The sequence below is a fragment of the Bacillus sp. REN16 genome, assembly GCF_020731355.1.
Lineage (GTDB): Bacteria > Bacillota > Bacilli > Bacillales > Bacillaceae_L > Ferdinandcohnia.
In genome coordinates this window covers 347,533-362,209 of record NZ_JAJFZK010000002.1, presented here as the reverse complement: position 1 = coordinate 362,209, position 14,677 = coordinate 347,533, and the positions used below count along the sequence as shown (strand labels likewise).

The 14,677-nt window shown below is 37.8% G+C and carries 21 protein-coding genes; 17 read left to right on the top strand and 4 right to left on the bottom strand.

Annotation, left to right across the window (positions count from 1 at the left end; translation table 11 throughout):
- Window positions 1-223: 223 nt before the first annotated feature.
- Window positions 224-532: a hypothetical protein gene (locus LKW28_RS03710; RefSeq protein ID WP_229138990.1), complete on the top strand. Its 309-nt coding sequence runs from the start codon at window positions 224-226 to the stop codon at window positions 530-532.
- 125 nt (window positions 533-657) lie between these two features.
- Window positions 658-1,122, top strand: a complete 465-nt coding sequence (yiaA, locus tag LKW28_RS03705; RefSeq protein WP_229138989.1) for an inner membrane protein YiaA — start codon at window positions 658-660, stop codon at window positions 1,120-1,122.
- 23 nt (window positions 1,123-1,145) lie between these two features.
- On the opposite strand, the gene LKW28_RS03700 is transcribed toward yiaA, so the two are convergent.
- Complete coding sequence (locus LKW28_RS03700) at window positions 1,146-2,114, bottom strand: hypothetical protein (RefSeq protein WP_229138988.1); 969 nt, start codon at window positions 2,112-2,114, stop codon at window positions 1,146-1,148.
- Between the two features lie 178 nt (window positions 2,115-2,292).
- Between LKW28_RS03700 and LKW28_RS03695 the strand changes: the two genes are divergently transcribed.
- The 7 genes from LKW28_RS03695 to LKW28_RS03665 all read left to right on the top strand — a co-directional run bounded on the left by LKW28_RS03695 (window position 2,293) and on the right by LKW28_RS03665 (window position 5,345).
- Window positions 2,293-2,535, top strand: a complete 243-nt coding sequence (locus LKW28_RS03695) for a hypothetical protein (RefSeq protein WP_229138987.1) — start codon at window positions 2,293-2,295, stop codon at window positions 2,533-2,535.
- Window positions 2,532-2,699, top strand: coding sequence for a hypothetical protein (locus tag LKW28_RS03690; protein WP_229138986.1), 168 nt, complete (start codon window positions 2,532-2,534; stop codon window positions 2,697-2,699). Before LKW28_RS03695 ends, LKW28_RS03690 begins: the two co-directional genes overlap by 4 nt.
- Complete coding sequence (locus LKW28_RS03685) at window positions 2,699-3,520, top strand: SDR family oxidoreductase (protein ID WP_229138985.1); 822 nt, start codon at window positions 2,699-2,701, stop codon at window positions 3,518-3,520. Before LKW28_RS03690 ends, LKW28_RS03685 begins: the two co-directional genes overlap by 1 nt.
- A 16-nt stretch (window positions 3,521-3,536) precedes the next feature.
- Window positions 3,537-3,848 carry a hypothetical protein gene (locus LKW28_RS03680; protein ID WP_229138984.1) on the top strand — a complete coding sequence of 104 codons (312 nt, stop codon included), beginning with the start codon at window positions 3,537-3,539 and terminating at the stop codon, window positions 3,846-3,848.
- Between the two features lie 112 nt (window positions 3,849-3,960).
- Window positions 3,961-4,140, top strand: a complete 180-nt coding sequence (locus tag LKW28_RS03675; protein ID WP_229138983.1) for a hypothetical protein — start codon at window positions 3,961-3,963, stop codon at window positions 4,138-4,140.
- 269 nt (window positions 4,141-4,409) lie between these two features.
- Window positions 4,410-4,697, top strand: a complete 288-nt coding sequence (locus LKW28_RS03670) for a hypothetical protein (protein WP_229138982.1) — start codon at window positions 4,410-4,412, stop codon at window positions 4,695-4,697.
- A 102-nt stretch (window positions 4,698-4,799) separates the two neighbouring features.
- Entirely contained in the window at window positions 4,800-5,345 is a 546-nt protein-coding gene (locus LKW28_RS03665; RefSeq protein WP_229138981.1) for a DUF1697 domain-containing protein, read from the top strand.
- Window positions 5,346-5,527: 182 nt separating this feature from the next.
- Here the strand turns inward: LKW28_RS03665 and LKW28_RS03660 are convergent, their stop codons facing one another.
- Both LKW28_RS03660 and LKW28_RS03655 read right to left on the bottom strand, forming a co-directional pair.
- Window positions 5,528-5,989: a DinB family protein gene (locus LKW28_RS03660; protein WP_229138980.1), complete on the bottom strand. Its 462-nt coding sequence runs from the start codon at window positions 5,987-5,989 to the stop codon at window positions 5,528-5,530.
- Between the two features lie 384 nt (window positions 5,990-6,373).
- Entirely contained in the window at window positions 6,374-6,697 is a 324-nt protein-coding gene (locus LKW28_RS03655) for a hypothetical protein (RefSeq protein ID WP_229138979.1), read from the bottom strand.
- Between the two features lie 113 nt (window positions 6,698-6,810).
- Between LKW28_RS03655 and LKW28_RS03650 the strand changes: the two genes are divergently transcribed.
- Entirely contained in the window at window positions 6,811-7,050 is a 240-nt protein-coding gene (locus LKW28_RS03650) for a hypothetical protein (RefSeq protein ID WP_229138978.1), read from the top strand.
- Between the two features lie 182 nt (window positions 7,051-7,232).
- Here the strand turns inward: LKW28_RS03650 and LKW28_RS03645 are convergent, their stop codons facing one another.
- Window positions 7,233-7,694: a CBS domain-containing protein gene (locus LKW28_RS03645; RefSeq protein ID WP_229138977.1), complete on the bottom strand. Its 462-nt coding sequence runs from the start codon at window positions 7,692-7,694 to the stop codon at window positions 7,233-7,235.
- 182 nt (window positions 7,695-7,876) lie between these two features.
- Here LKW28_RS03645 and LKW28_RS03640 point away from each other — a divergent pair, with 182 nt between their 5' ends.
- The 7 genes from LKW28_RS03640 (at window position 7,877) to LKW28_RS03610 (ending at window position 14,674) form a co-directional block, all read left to right on the top strand.
- Window positions 7,877-8,974, top strand: a complete 1,098-nt coding sequence (locus LKW28_RS03640) for an FAD-dependent monooxygenase (RefSeq protein WP_229138976.1) — start codon at window positions 7,877-7,879, stop codon at window positions 8,972-8,974.
- A 143-nt stretch (window positions 8,975-9,117) separates the two neighbouring features.
- Entirely contained in the window at window positions 9,118-9,681 is a 564-nt protein-coding gene (locus LKW28_RS03635) for a GNAT family N-acetyltransferase (RefSeq protein WP_229138975.1), read from the top strand.
- A 229-nt stretch (window positions 9,682-9,910) separates the two neighbouring features.
- Entirely contained in the window at window positions 9,911-10,219 is a 309-nt protein-coding gene (locus LKW28_RS03630) for an ArsR/SmtB family transcription factor (RefSeq protein WP_229138974.1), read from the top strand.
- 11 nt (window positions 10,220-10,230) lie between these two features.
- Complete coding sequence (locus LKW28_RS03625; protein ID WP_229138973.1) at window positions 10,231-11,169, top strand: cation diffusion facilitator family transporter; 939 nt, start codon at window positions 10,231-10,233, stop codon at window positions 11,167-11,169.
- A 47-nt stretch (window positions 11,170-11,216) separates the two neighbouring features.
- Window positions 11,217-12,500, top strand: coding sequence for a serine hydrolase domain-containing protein (locus LKW28_RS03620; RefSeq protein ID WP_229138972.1), 1,284 nt, complete (start codon window positions 11,217-11,219; stop codon window positions 12,498-12,500).
- Between the two features lie 72 nt (window positions 12,501-12,572).
- Window positions 12,573-13,274 carry a response regulator transcription factor gene (locus tag LKW28_RS03615; RefSeq protein WP_229138971.1) on the top strand — a complete coding sequence of 234 codons (702 nt, stop codon included), beginning with the start codon at window positions 12,573-12,575 and terminating at the stop codon, window positions 13,272-13,274.
- Window positions 13,271-14,674, top strand: coding sequence for a sensor histidine kinase (locus LKW28_RS03610; protein WP_229138970.1), 1,404 nt, complete (start codon window positions 13,271-13,273; stop codon window positions 14,672-14,674). Before LKW28_RS03615 ends, LKW28_RS03610 begins: the two co-directional genes overlap by 4 nt.
- Window positions 14,675-14,677 lie beyond the last annotated feature (3 nt).

The following is a 14,677-nucleotide window of genomic DNA, read 5'->3' as shown; positions in this document are numbered from 1 at the left end:
CCTAGTAATAAATTGCCACGTTCTGCCGTGAAAATGGGTAATTGCCCCACGTACTTTTGGGCACTTACTGAATCATGGATTTTTTAACAATAAAAATACTAGTTTGGTAAGATGTTTATAACATTCAATAGGTATTAAATAATATACGGAATAATCTGAAACCAAATGATGGGTTTTATCGTATATATTAGAAAGGGTTATTCCATTCCAAGGGGGGACTGCTTTGGCAGATGTCATTCTCTTTTTTATATTGATGATTCCATTATATGCAGTGCTGATTTGGACCTATTTTTATCCCGAGGAAAGCATGCTATTCGGACAAAGATGGATGTACAAAGAAGATCCGGAGTTTTCAGATGATGCGATTCGTTATACGAAGTTTGGGGCGATTGTAGGTATTTCCCTGATAACCATGGTGTTTGCACTTTCTATCATTGATCATTTCGTGATTCGACTTTTGATCATTTTAGGATTTGTTTCCTTTGTCATAATCGGTGGATATAGAGTGTTAAAAAAATATTTGGAATCTTAGAAATTTCAATTGGAAATAAACGAAAAAAAGATCATTTTTTGTAAAAGATTTTTGTATAATGGATTTATGCACACAGGGAATCTGGGGTGCTTCCTTTTTTAGCTGAAAAATGGAGGGGACATTTAATGGAGAATGAGGTTTTTGTGGATAAAGAAAAACAGGAAAAGCCAAAGGTGAAGCTGGAACGGAAAGAAGGGGAACCGACCGCAGCTTTTAAAGGGGCCTCGTGGGGAGCGTTGTTGGTAGGTGTTTCCGCGTATCTCATTGGTTTATTTAACGCAGCAATGGAACTGAATGAAAAAGGGTATTATTTTGCTATTTTGATATTCGGTCTTTACGCATCGGTTTCGTTACAAAAAGCAGTCAGGGATAAAGAAGAGGGAATTCCAGTGACAAGTATTTACTATGGGATTAGCTGGGTTGCCTTGATTGTGTCCATTTCATTGATGGCCATTGGATTATACAATGCAGGAAGTATCGTATTAAGTGAAAAAGGATTTTATGGAATGGCATTTGTTCTGAGTATCTTTGCAGCCATTACCGTTCAAAAAAACATCCGTGATACACAAAAAGCAAGAGAAAGAGATTAAGAGTAAAAAAGGGCCATCCAGGTCTAAAATGGATGGTCCTTTTGTGATTTGTGACTTTTCCGTTTCCATAATAGAAATGGAATCCAACTCAACAAAAAGATTAAAATGACAGAAATACAGGTAATGAAAACGGTGTCCGTCATTAGGACACTCGTATAATCGCTTAAATCCATGTCTCTGGCAAAGACCTGATATGGGTTATCGATATTATAAATAATTGGTATCTCATTCGTATATTTGTTATAACTATGCCATGTCACACCTTTTACGAGAAAAATTGGATCATGGTCTTTGGGTTGATACATCAAGCTGATGTAGTATTCACTACTGTCGTACTTTGACGTTCTTCTATCAAACCCATGTTCTGTTATAAGAGCAGTTGTTTCAGCATGATTTTTTCCAAAGTATTTTTCATATCCATTTTCAAATGCTGATTTTGTTTCAGTTGAAAGAAAAAGGAGGAGTGCTGCGATCAAGCCGCCAAATACAAGAAAGGGAATAACAAAACCCGCGATTCTATCTAGGTATAAACGCCTTGAAATGGTACTGAACAATTCCCATATAACTTTAACCTTGAAGAGCCAATACAAAATATAGCCGATTGGATACAGACTAAAACCGGTTAATAAGATATAAAACCAGCGAACTTCCTCTTTTAGCAGTGCATCTGTGTGGAACTTTCCTTCTACGTCGTAGCCTGGTATGGTATCTCCAACGTTCACCTGCTCGAATAAATCCCGACTTATCGTAACCATCGAATCATTATGTTTAGTGGGGATACTACTTTCAGGTAAAGCACCTATTTGGACGGAATAGATTGGACCTTCCAATAGCCGGTTCACCACATACTTACGCCAAACCCTTTCTTCGACCTGATTTTGCTCGGCTTCTTCTAGGAACGCCTTATGTTCCTGAAGGTTATCGTAAATTGTAAAACAAATAAAAATAAAGGCAGCAAATGCAAGCAGCTTTGGCCAACTTAGATTTCTCATATTAAACATCCTTAACTTTCATTATCCTTTTAGTATATGAAACTATTTAATTGAATAAAACAGGACGAAAGTATCATGGTTCTTTTTAACTCTATTGCGACTGATTAAATTATATAATAGAAAATGGCAGTGTTGTGTTAAAATTGGATCAAAATGGAATGTACATATGAGGTGTGTTATGAAGAAAATTCTAATTTTATTCTTAGTGATAGGAATTCTAATAACATTTTTTGGTTTCCTGCCTTTTGTTTTTGAATATCCGTTTAGTAAAGACGCTAATTCTGGTCCGAGGAATTATTGGGAACTAATCTTAATGATCTCCTATGAGGGGAAGGGAAAATATTTAGTTGTTGGGGTTTTGTTACTCGTATTAACGATTCCTGCAATTGTTAAACAGAAACAAAAGGAGAGGTTCTCTTGAGATGTGGTGCTAAATGCTTTGTTGTCGAAATAGAGGTAGACGGTAAATCACAGGTAGAGACAGTCAACGCAAGAACACCTGCTGAAGCCCGAAAAAACATTCGAAAAAAATGCGGGGTAGAAACTCATATTCTAGCAGTTAAGCAAATTAAAGGAGGTCAATGATGAAGAGTGAATTAATTCGAGATCTATACCCTCTTAAAGGTAGAAGAGTACTAATTACTGGAGTTAGCCGTCGACAAGGGATTGGTTATGCGACCGCAAGTCAAGTGGCAGCATGGGGAGCATCTGTGATTATTCATCATTTCCAGCCTCACGATAACGAACAATCCTGGGGCTCCGATGATTTGAATGAAGTAGTAAAAGGCATAAAAGCTGAGCTAATTGACGATGCGTTTCTGTATGACCTAAGCGGGGATTTTTATGACCCTGAGGAACCAAAAAGGGTGATGGATGAAATCAATAATCATAGTGGTCATATAGATGCCCTTGTTTGTAATCATGCGATGAGTGGCAGTGATGGTCCAATTGGGGAGTTAACAGTTGAAATGCTTGATAAACACTGGGCCGTTAATGCACGTTCATCTATTTTACTGGCACAATATTTCGCGAAACAGCATGATTCTAAATTAGGCAGAGGCAGAATCATTTTCATGAGTTCGGGTCAAAGAATAGGGCCAATGCTGGGGGAAATCGCATATGTCGCATCAAAGGGTGCACTTGCAGACCTTACGTTAACCATATCCGACCAACTAGCTGATCAAAATATAACTGTCAATACAGTGAACCCAGGACCTGTTGACACTGGGTATATGACAAAGGAACTGTGGGAAAATCTGAAACCCATGTTTCCATTTGGAAGAATGGGTCAGCCAGAAGACCCCGCAAGACTAATTGCATGGTTATTAACAGATGAAGCTTCATGGATAACTGGGCAAATTATAAATACTGAGGGTGGATTTGGACGTTGGCGTCCTCATTCTTAATTATGGAGGAAGCTACATGTTTTTAGAAGCAGAAGTGTATCCAATGCTTTATTGGGGATTTTGGAGTGTAATGGCAACCCAATTCATATTTTTGCTTGGTGTCTGGATTAGCAAAAGATTTGATTTCCGTTCTTTTACTTATCTCCTTATTTATATAGTATTATTTGGCCTTGCGGGAGAAAATCTTCTCACGTCAATAAACACTTATGGTCATGAAACCAGTATGGCCTCAGAAGAAGCGTCATTCCATATGGGAGTTGCAGGTGTCACTTGGGCAGTAAGTGTTCTATTTTTATTATTAGGTATCTATCGGCTTACTAAAAAGTAGGACATTGGAAATCAGAAAACCAACTTAAATCTATTAGGAATAATGTCATTACCTAAAGAATAAACGTTATACTACAAGCCTTCCTAATTTGCTTTACTAAGGTGCTGATTTTTTGAAAAGAAATAAAAATATTCATGCAGCAATCCTATTGCTGATTTTGATACTTATTGTCCTGATTGTCCATGTGATTCTTCATGTGAATGTGTATGTTGTATACAGCGCAAGTCTAGGTACCATTTTTATGATCGGACTTATTATATTCCTCGTTATATTGCTCATTTTAAAAACATAAATGGACTAAAGAAGTGTTATCCAAGCAGGAGTAACACTTCTTTTTGTTGAATAAAAGATTCGAGGGGGGATTATCTTGCATAAAAAGAAATACTTCATACTTTTGTTACCAACACTAATTGTTGGGCTCATTTTGTTATATATACTTCCATCAAGCCAACGGCATAATGTACTCCTCGTCCCGGTCGTTTTTTGGATTATTTATTATAGTTGGGTGTACATCGAAAAAAGACAGAGAGAAAAAAATTTATAAGAAAGCAGGAGGCTTCTATGGCACTACTATTTTGGCCGTTTATGATTGCTTCACTTATTCTATCAATAATAGCAGTACGTAAAACAAAGCCAATATTACTTGTCGTTTCTTCGGTTTTACTAATACCCCTTTCACTATATCTGGCAGCTACACCACGGTTTGAAGTCTGGGGGCTCATCTTTCCGCTTTTTTATGTGGGAGCTGCAGTATCTCTTGCCAAAAGAAAGACCTGGTTATCCATCTTACTGATTGCACCAAACTTTATATTAATTGGTTGGATAGGATATTCTGTAATGAATCAATAGATTGTCCTATTGAAATACTCACAACTAGGGAAGAATTAAGGTCAATCTCGATTATAAAAATGAATTTAGTAATAGGATATTAAAGTGGAATGGAGGATAGCCATGATTTATGTTGCTCTTCTACGAGGGATAAATGTTGGTGGAAAAAATAAAATTGATATGAAGTTGCTTAAACAAACATTTGAACAAACCGGGATGAATGATGTGGTTACATACATCAATACAGGTAATATTATTTTTTCATATAAAGGTAAATCAAAAACGGATCTTGCATATATTTTGGAAGAGGCCATACATAAGGATTTCGGATTACAAATTAAAGTAGTAGTTCGCAACCTCGATGATGTTAGAGAAATCATTAACGAAATACCTGACTCATGGAAAAATGATAAGGATATGAAAAGTGATGTCATGTTTTTATGGGATGAAATTGATGATGAATCTGTACTAAAGAATTTAGACATTAAACCAAATATTGACAAGGTGAAATATGTTCCGGGTGCGATTCTATGGTCCGTTGAGAAGAAAAATGTGACCAAAAGTGGAATGTCAAAGATCATTGGAACTAAGGTATACAAACAAATTACGGTAAGAAATGTCAATACTGCTCGTAAAATATATGAACTCATGCAAGCTCAAAATAGTTAGTTTCTTAAATTATAAAGGCACTATACTCATTCAGTTTCAAGCTAAACCTGACCTTATTTGGTTGTAAAGTTTCGAAGAAAAGTTATAAGCCTAATTTCTTGCTTGCAGCACATAGAAATTAGGCTTTGATTATTTTAGAAAAGCAACTTAGTCTTGGAATAAAGTAATCCATCCTTTTTACTTTACTCTACAATGAGTTTTTTTAGCCCTCTAATGGTTCCTACATGCATTCCTTCATGATAAATCGTGAAAAGTAGTAACTCTCCAATAGTTGATAATGATTTAAAAGGTTTTACAGCCTTATCCTGCAACTGTCCTATTAAAGCTTCCTTCATCTTAGCTGGCTGTTCAACTAGAAGTTGTTTCAACTCATCGAGTGTCGGTACTTCACCTTCCCAATCGACCGGCCTTGTCCCTGGGGCGAATAGTTCAAGATAGCGATGAGGAGTTTCTATTTTCTTCCCGCCATATTTTGAAAGAAACATATTTTGAACCGTGTAGATGTGACCAAGATTCCAACGGATTGTATTGCTGAATCCTTTTGGCATTTGGTCTGCCTGTTCTTCCGATAAATTTACCATTTCATATAGTGTGATTTGCCTGATGAAGTCAAGTTGCTGTATAACCATGTCTTCGTTTATCAATATAATGCACCTTCCCTCTTTCTTTACTTATACCCAAATTGAATTAAGATATTTTACTAGTATCTATATATTATTTCACTTTGAAGTATTCGTAAAATTGTAATTTCCGAAGTTCTCCTGCATTATCAAGTTTTATAGAAATATCTTTGAAAATAGAAAAAAACTGGTATCGATGTTGTTAATAAGGTTGTAAAGACGGAAATGTCATCAAGAGGTTTTGGATAGAATTATGGCTTGATTTACCCTGACAGCCTTGCTACCATATTCATGGACGCAGTCCAAAGCTGAAACAAGGAGTCATTTTCATGATTAGTGAACCTCTCCAACTAAATCATAGATTTTGATGGAGCACCCCTTATCTTAAATACAGTACATACCAAGCAATTAAGCCACCTTCGGTGTCTCTAGTGCCTGGATAAGACTAATTAATGAAGACAAGGTTTGAAATGTTCTTTTTGCCAATACAGGAACTTTTGCCTGCAAGGACAACCACGACTTTTCAGACATGGATTTTTGGTAAGCTCGAATAAAATAACGAGCTGAAATGTTATAGCTGGCCGACAGGTCAGCATGATATACCTTTCCCGTTGTAAATGCGGCAAGGTCTTTTTTATAGTTGCGTTCTACTGCTCCAGAACCATCATATGCTAACGCACTTGTGTTTCTAGCGTTTACTCTCGATATCCGCATTCCAACATAGTGAGCCATTTCTGTTACTTTATTTTGAATCGCAGATTTTCGCCAGTACCTCAGTTATTTTGATCGGAAATTTCATGTTTGCATCCGTAATATCAGCATCAACTCCTGGTTGGCAAATAATAGTGGCATTTATAATTTTCTTTCTTGGGTTATCAATGGTCATGATGCCATCACAAGCAAACGCACTAAACCAGTTGCCACGTGAATTATATGCTGATGGTTCGGCTGCTATGAACACCTTGAATCAAGTAGCTGGGGCGGCAGGGACAGCCATCGCGATTACGCTATTTACGGCTGGCCAAGGTAGTCATGTGGTCGCGGTTCCTGCTGCATCAGAGCCGGAAATCAAGCCGCAGGTATAAAATATGCATTCTATTTTGTTACTGGAATTTCAGTTATTACGTTCATTTTAGCTTTATTTGTAAGACAGGCTTCCAATATAAAGGAAAAATCCGCCTCAACAGTAAAAGCAACCGAACCTGTACAATACTAGTTAATATCGAGGATCCATTCGTAAAGGGTTATCTTTGCGAATGGATTCTTTTTATAGCATTAGAATTTTATCTGTTATATTCTGAATAATATCCCCTCGGCTAAGAACACCTATAACGCGGCTAGCGCCGTTAACTACCGGCAGTTTTTTGAAGTGATGTTTGGACAATAAACGCATTGCACTTTCGAAATCATCATCGGGGGAGACGAAGAGGATATTTCTCTTGGTCATGATTTCCTTTACAGGTGTATCTAACTTTTCCTGCACAACATCTTTTAATTCCCCATACTCACTTAAATAAACAACCCCAGCAATCCCAGCAATCCCCATGTGCTTTGGAATCAGGTAGCGTAAGACATCCCCATCTGAGACCATTCCGACTATATTCCCTTTATCATCAACTACCGGCATACCGCCAATTCGATTTGTTTTAAGGACAAGTAATAATTCTTTAACAGTATTCGAAGGTTTTACAGTAAAAACATTAGTAATCATGAAGTCTCTAACCTTCATAATAATCTCTCCCTTTCCTTTTAATTTACAAAATCCTATCTATATTATTCCATTAATGATTGGAAATGAATTTCAGTTGACCAAATAAAATGTGGTTGTTATGATTTAATTATCGTTTAGTAAACTTTGTTTCGTATTAGAAAACTTTTTTGCATCCTACGATTACTATAGAAGGTGAAAATATGAATCTACAGACAGATGTTTGCATAGTAGGCGGAGGTCCGGCAGGTGCTTTACTTGGCTACTTATTGGCTAAGAAAGGAATATCTACCATTGTTGTTGAGCGCACTTCAGGGGATAATCGTGAATTTAGAGGAGAGCACATCAACGCAGAAACTGAAGCCATTTTAAAAGAACATAATCTTTTCGATAAAATAGAAGCACTTGGATTATTAAAAATGAAAAAAGTTGAATATTATTATGGAAGAAATATTGTAAAATCAATCACTCCAACACGAGAGGATCATGTTGGAATCCATATCCCGCAGCCACATATCTTGTCCGCTGTTTCAAACGAAGCTGCGCAGTTTCCAAATTATAAGCTGCTATTAAATACGAGTGTAACTGGGCTAGTTCAGGACGAAAATGGAAACTACACAGGTGTAACAGCAAAACAAAATGGAAAAGAAATTAATATCTCAAGCCGGGTCGTTGTAGGTACGGACGGTCGTTATTCGACCGTAAGGAGACTTGCTGACATTACTGCCTCGGAGGAAACACATGGGTATGATGTACTTTGGGCTAAGATTCCAGCACCAGTAGGGTGGGCACCTTCAACTAAAATGGTCTTTGTCAATGGTCATCAACTTGCCTTATTCACACAAACAGGTGGAATGATTCAAATCGGCTGGAACATTGAAGAAGGCACAATTGCCTCTTTACGGAAACAACCGCTGGAACCATTTTTGGAACCACTTTTAACAAGTTTTCCAGAGTTAGAACCAATCGTTCATGACCATATCCAGTCTTGGAAAAACTTTGTTTGCTTAAAAGTGTTCAGCTCAAATGCAGAAACGTGGGTTAAGGATGGTCTAGTCATTATAGGCGATGCCGCTCATACCATGACTCCAACAGCTGCGATTGGAATCAACTGTGCAATAAAGGATGCTTATGTGTTAGCACCGATCCTCGAACAAGCCTTAATTGATGGTGATTTTAGCGAAACAAAATTAAAAGAATTCGAGATCGAAAGACGGGCTGAAATTGAACAACAACAAAAAATGCAATTTGAAAAAGAAGAATCATTTAAAGACCACTTTTTAGAAGTAGTCGGAATATAAAAGTATGCAGATTAACGCTGCATGCTTTTTTTTCGTATTGAAGGTACATAAAAGAAAGGATTTTCTCTATTCATATCGAATAAAAAATATATGAATAGGTAAAATGTTGGAAATATACATTTAACGAAAACAGGGGGAGCAGAATGAATCTGGTCAAAATTAAAGGGGAAAAAGTAACATTACGCCAAATTGAAAGTGAAGATCTGCCGAGTCTTTGGGAGTTTCGCTATGCTGATCCAAATCCGGAATGGAAAAAATGGGATGCACCTTATTTCAGCCATAAGTATATTGATAAAGAAACGTATTTAAAAAAGGCAGAGCATCAGCTCACAATGCAACACTATCCATTAGATCAAATGATTATTGAAGCAGATGGTCAAATCATTGGTATTGTTACTTTTTACTGGGAAAGTGAAGCAACAAGATGGCTTGAGATGGGGATAGTCATCTATCTACCTGAATATTGGGGTGATGGCTGCGGAACGGAAACAATTAAGCTTTGGATTGACTATTTGTTTGAAACAATCCCGTACATCGAAAGAGTCGGGTACACCACTTGGTCAGGAAATCACCGCATGATCAAGGTTGGCCAAAAGCTTGGCATGACACTCGAAGCGCGTATGAGAAAATGCCGTTATTATAATGGCTTCTACTATGATTCAATTCGCATGGGACTTTTGAGGGAAGAATGGGAACAAGGCAAATAGTATGTTGCACCTGCATTTCAAGACGGAATGCAGGTTTTTTAATACTTTTTCTAAAATGAATTAATTTCCAATTCCTATTGACACATTTTATCTCGCATCTTAATATTATGTATGAGCATATGTTCATATAGTTACCATTCCAAAATTGCAGAAAACCCTATCTGATTATGTTTTCTGAATTCATTCATTACCATACGGATGTAAAGAACAATAAGAAAGAAGGTAAAAAATGGAACAAAAGGAACATTCATTTTTATCAGAAATGACTATTGACGAAGCGTCACGGATATTTAAGGCACTTGCCGATCCAACGCGGATAAAAATCCTCTTTTTATTATCTCAAGAGGAATGCTCGGTCACTCATATTGCAGAGGTCCTCGAAATGTCACAGTCGGCGGTATCCCATCAACTTAGCCTTCTAAGAAATCTGCGCTTAGTGACATACAGACGCGAAGGAAACTCATTCCTTTATACATATGATGATGAACATGTCATTACCTTGCTGCACCAAGTCATTCATCATATCGAACACGAATAGGAGGGGAAACGATGGGACATCACCATCATCATGGACACGACCATCATGGTCACCATCATCACCATCATTTCGATGAAGTGAGGGAAGGAAACAAAAAAGGTTTACTCATTGCTCTCATTATTACCACCGGAATTATGCTGCTTGAATTTTTCGGGGGACTTTTTACAAATAGCTTAGCCTTACTATCAGACTCAGGTCATATGCTGAGTGATGCAAGCTCTCTATTATTAAGCTTGGTTGCGTTTTGGTTTGCGACAAGGCCTGCATCACCGAAGAAAACCTACGGATTTTACCGGTTTGAAATTTTGGCTGCTCTATTTAATGCGGTTACACTGTTCATCATCGCGGGCTTTATCGTGTATGAGGCAGTTCAACGCTTTTTTGAACCGCCCACAGTGGCAAGCGGGACTATGATGATCATTGCTGGAATTGGGCTTTTGGCGAATTTGCTTAGTGCCTGGTCATTGATCAGCAAAGGCGATGTGAAAAATAACGTCAACCTTCGCAGTGCATATTTGCATGTCCTAGGAGATGCTCTAGGGTCGGTTGGGGCGATAGTAGCTGGTCTATTGATGTTGCTCTTTGAATGGTATATTGCGGATCCGATTATTTCAGTTGTGGTTGCGATTCTCATTTTAAAAAGTGCTTGGGGTGTATTAACGCATTCGATTCATATTTTAATGGAAGGTACACCAATCACAATTAATCAAAAAGAGGTAAAGGCGACACTTGAAGAAATTGACGGGGTTCTGGATGTTCATGACCTCCACATTTGGACGATTACATCTGGCATGGATTCACTTACCTGTCATATTTTAATCAAGGATGACCACGATAGTCAGGAAATTTTACAGCAAGCGATTGATAAAATTCGCGATAAATTTAAAATAGAACACACCACCATACAAATTGAAAAGTCAGCGATCGAACATGGGGAAATGAAGGTGTAACACTTTGGGGCTAAGCTCACTAGCCCTTCCATACATAGGAGGAATTTATGAGTCAAAAACTGCAAAGTTATATGAAATCACTAGCTGATCAAGGTTATTTTAATGGGGCTGTACTTGTGGCGGAAAAAGACGAAATCCTGCTTTCAGAGGGCTATGGATATGCAAGCTTCCAATATGAGGTGCAGGCGACTTCAAGAACGAAATTCAGAATCGGTTCCTTGTCTAAGGCATTTACGGCAGCAGCTATTTTGAAGCTTGTTGATGAAGGCAAGCTTGCATTAACGGATACAGTTGATCTGTTGTTACCGAACTTTACGTATGGCAATCAAATCACGATTCATCACTTGTTATCCCATACATCAGGAATCGCTGATTTCACTTCATCACCGGACTATTGGGCGAAATCGATGCGGCTGCCCTCCACACTTGATCAAATCATAGACTCTCTTAAAATAGCACCACTTGAGTTTGAGCCGGGGGAGAGGATGGAATATTGTAATGCTGGTTATCTAGTATTAACGGCAGTAATTGAAAAAATTACAGGGAAATCCTATTCAGATTTTTTAAAGGAAACAATATTCCATCCCCTCGGAATGATGGATACAGGTGTCGATGATGGAAGAACCATTGTTCCACATTTGGCAACGGGCCACACATTACATAAAACGATCATTTATACAGAATTTATAGACATGTCATTTCCTCTTGGTGCATACGGTTTATACTCGACTGTTGAGGATCTATTCAAGTGGGGACAAGCTATACGTAAGGGCAACATTTTAAGCAAAGAGCTCGTCAGCCAAATGTTTACTGCTAACCTCGATGGATATGGGTATGGTTGGTTTTTACTAAATAACCCTGAAAAAGCAGCCTGTCATTCTGGTGATATCAACGGCTTTGTCAGTGATTTTTATTTATATCTAGATAAGGATGTAACGGTCATTGTATTATCAAATCTAAATCTTACACCTGTTGAAAAACTGAGTGATAATCTTTCGAAAATTGTATTTGGCATTGATATAAAGCCTATTGCAGGCAGGGAAAAAATAGAAAATGATATTGATTTCACGCCATTAGTAGGCAAGTATGAAACTGAAAGTATGATGCTTACCGTTCACCAAAATAACGGCAGCTCCCTATTTTTAACAGCACCTAAAAAGTATGGTGTTCCCTATACGTATCCTATTAATCTTGTAAAAGTAATAAACAATCAATTCAGTTACCAAGCTGTATATCTGTATGAAACCTTGATATTTGAAATAAGTGATAATCAAATAAAACTGCATTACACTGATAGTTACGGACGTGAATATCAGTTTATAAAAAAATAAGCACTCCTTTTATAAATAAGAATTTGTATAGTAAAATAGAAGTATGAATGGTTCGATATAGGAGTTGTAAACATGAAAGTTCTTGTTATAGAAGATAATGAAAGTGTTTGTTCGATGATTGAAATGTTTTTTTCTAAGGAAGGCATCGATGGGGAATTTGTCCATGATGGTCTAAAAGGCTATAACCGTTTTAAAGAGGAAAATTGGGATTTACTCATTGTGGACTGGATGCTGCCTGGGATGGATGGAGTAAGCATTTGCCGAAAAATTCGCGAGGAGAAAAGCACTGTTCCAATAATCATGCTGACAGCGAAGGATAGTGAATCTGATCAGGTATTGGGACTTGAGATGGGAGCGGATGACTATGTCACAAAGCCATTTAGTCCACTGGCCTTAATGGCACGGATCAAAGCAGTCACTCGCCGCTATAATAATCGGAATGTAGATGATGCAGAAGCCGACACTCTTCAAACCGGATATTTTAAAATTAATAAGAATACAAGAGAGGTCCGCCTAAATGGGACAGCTATTACCAATTTAACACCTAAGGAATTTGATTTATTATATTATTTTGCGCAACATCCGAAGCAGGTGTTTACAAGGGAACAGTTATTGGATCGTGTGTGGGGCTACCAGTTTTATGGGGATGAGCGCACAGTTGATGTCCATATTAAGCGGCTTCGAAAAAAACTGGGTACAGCAAACCAGCCCTTTTTTCATACAGTATGGGGTGTTGGCTACAAATTCGATGAGTCTGTCGAGGAAGAAAAATGAAATTTCGGTACATGTTTCAGCAGCTTTTTAGCCACATAAGTGTGATTGTAGTTGCATTTATTATTTTAAGTATTGTGTTCGCGCATTATGTTGGGAATCTCGTCTTTGAAGAAAAGGTCGATGAATTGACCACATATGGAGAGAATATCATTGCAGATCTTAATCGCACCTCAAATGTTGATTCACTAATTCGGCAATACTCAAACATGCTGGGTGAGCGGAATATTTATTTTACAGTATTTGACGAAAATGGAGTCAGTTTAAGTGTCGGTGGTGGATTTGTACCGCAAGTAAAGCTGAAAAAGCAAGAATGGGACAAGGTTAGAAGCGGACATATCGTGTCCGTGAAACAGGATTATAAGCGTTTTGAGCAGGAAGTGACATTTATCGTTATGCCTTATATGCTTGGTCAAACCTTTGTCGGTGGGGTCCTGCTTGCATCACCGATCAGTGGAACACAGGAAATGATACATGATATCAACCGATATTTATTTTATACGATGTTTTTGGCATTGGCAGTGGCACTTTTAATGAGCTGGATCTTGTCTACGATTCATGTAAAGCGGATTAAGCGTCTAAGGAAAGCAACTTCAATGATTTCTGCAGGGGATTTTTCCGTAAAATTGCCCTCATCCGATTTTGATGAAATTGGTGAGCTGTCACAGGATTTTAACGAAATGGCACAACGTTTGCAGAAATCGATGCAGGAAATCGAAAGCCTTGAGAGCCGAAGACGTAAATTCATGGCTGATGTTTCTCACGAAATGCGGACTCCACTTACAACGATTAGTGGTGTGATTGAAGGATTAAAAAATGATCTGATTCCTGATGAAGAAAAGGAAAAGGGTGTTCAATTAGTAAGCCAGGAAACAAAGCGCCTAATACGCCTTGTGAATGAAAACTTGGACTATGAAAAAATTCGCTCCAATCAAGTGACCCTCCAAAAGGAAACAATCGAATTAATTGATGTATTTGAGGTTGTAAAAGATACACTTGAGCCACAGGCGGATGAAAAAAATAATCAATTAATCGTTGAGGTTCCTGAAGCTTTAACAATAACAGCTGACTATGATCGTTTGATACAAATTTTAATTAATATTATCAAGAACAGCATCCAATTCACCGAGAACGGTACAATTTTGATTCGTGGAAAAGCAAGCGAGCACGAAACGATCATCGAAATTGAAGACACTGGGATGGGAATTGACCGAGAGGAAATCGAAAATATCTGGCATCGTTTTTACAAAGCTGATGTCTCAAGAACTGGAACGCCATTTGGTCAATTCGGTCTGGGACTTTCAATTGTTAAACAGCTTGTCCAGCTACATAACGGAAAAATTAAAGTGACTAGTGAAAAAGGAAAAGGAACTAAGTTCGAAATTCGAATTCCATTTGAGTAAATC

Coding starts and splice junctions, on each gene's coding strand:
- yiaA (WP_229138989.1), top strand. CDS start 658: ATGGAGAATGAGGTTTTTGTGGATAAAGAAAAACAGGAAAAGCCAAAG.
- LKW28_RS03700 (WP_229138988.1), bottom strand. CDS start 2,114: ATGAGAAATCTAAGTTGGCCAAAGCTGCTTGCATTTGCTGCCTTTATT.
- LKW28_RS03695 (WP_229138987.1), top strand. CDS start 2,293: ATGAAGAAAATTCTAATTTTATTCTTAGTGATAGGAATTCTAATAACA.
- LKW28_RS03685 (WP_229138985.1), top strand. CDS start 2,699: ATGAAGAGTGAATTAATTCGAGATCTATACCCTCTTAAAGGTAGAAGA.
- LKW28_RS03680 (WP_229138984.1), top strand. CDS start 3,537: ATGTTTTTAGAAGCAGAAGTGTATCCAATGCTTTATTGGGGATTTTGG.
- LKW28_RS03670 (WP_229138982.1), top strand. CDS start 4,410: ATGGCACTACTATTTTGGCCGTTTATGATTGCTTCACTTATTCTATCA.
- LKW28_RS03665 (WP_229138981.1), top strand. CDS start 4,800: ATGATTTATGTTGCTCTTCTACGAGGGATAAATGTTGGTGGAAAAAAT.
- LKW28_RS03655 (WP_229138979.1), bottom strand. CDS start 6,697: ATGGCTCACTATGTTGGAATGCGGATATCGAGAGTAAACGCTAGAAAC.
- LKW28_RS03645 (WP_229138977.1), bottom strand. CDS start 7,694: ATGAAGGTTAGAGACTTCATGATTACTAATGTTTTTACTGTAAAACCT.
- LKW28_RS03640 (WP_229138976.1), top strand. CDS start 7,877: ATGAATCTACAGACAGATGTTTGCATAGTAGGCGGAGGTCCGGCAGGT.
- LKW28_RS03635 (WP_229138975.1), top strand. CDS start 9,118: ATGAATCTGGTCAAAATTAAAGGGGAAAAAGTAACATTACGCCAAATT.
- LKW28_RS03630 (WP_229138974.1), top strand. CDS start 9,911: ATGGAACAAAAGGAACATTCATTTTTATCAGAAATGACTATTGACGAA.
- LKW28_RS03625 (WP_229138973.1), top strand. CDS start 10,231: ATGGGACATCACCATCATCATGGACACGACCATCATGGTCACCATCAT.
- LKW28_RS03620 (WP_229138972.1), top strand. CDS start 11,217: ATGAGTCAAAAACTGCAAAGTTATATGAAATCACTAGCTGATCAAGGT.
- LKW28_RS03615 (WP_229138971.1), top strand. CDS start 12,573: ATGAAAGTTCTTGTTATAGAAGATAATGAAAGTGTTTGTTCGATGATT.
- LKW28_RS03610 (WP_229138970.1), top strand. CDS start 13,271: ATGAAATTTCGGTACATGTTTCAGCAGCTTTTTAGCCACATAAGTGTG.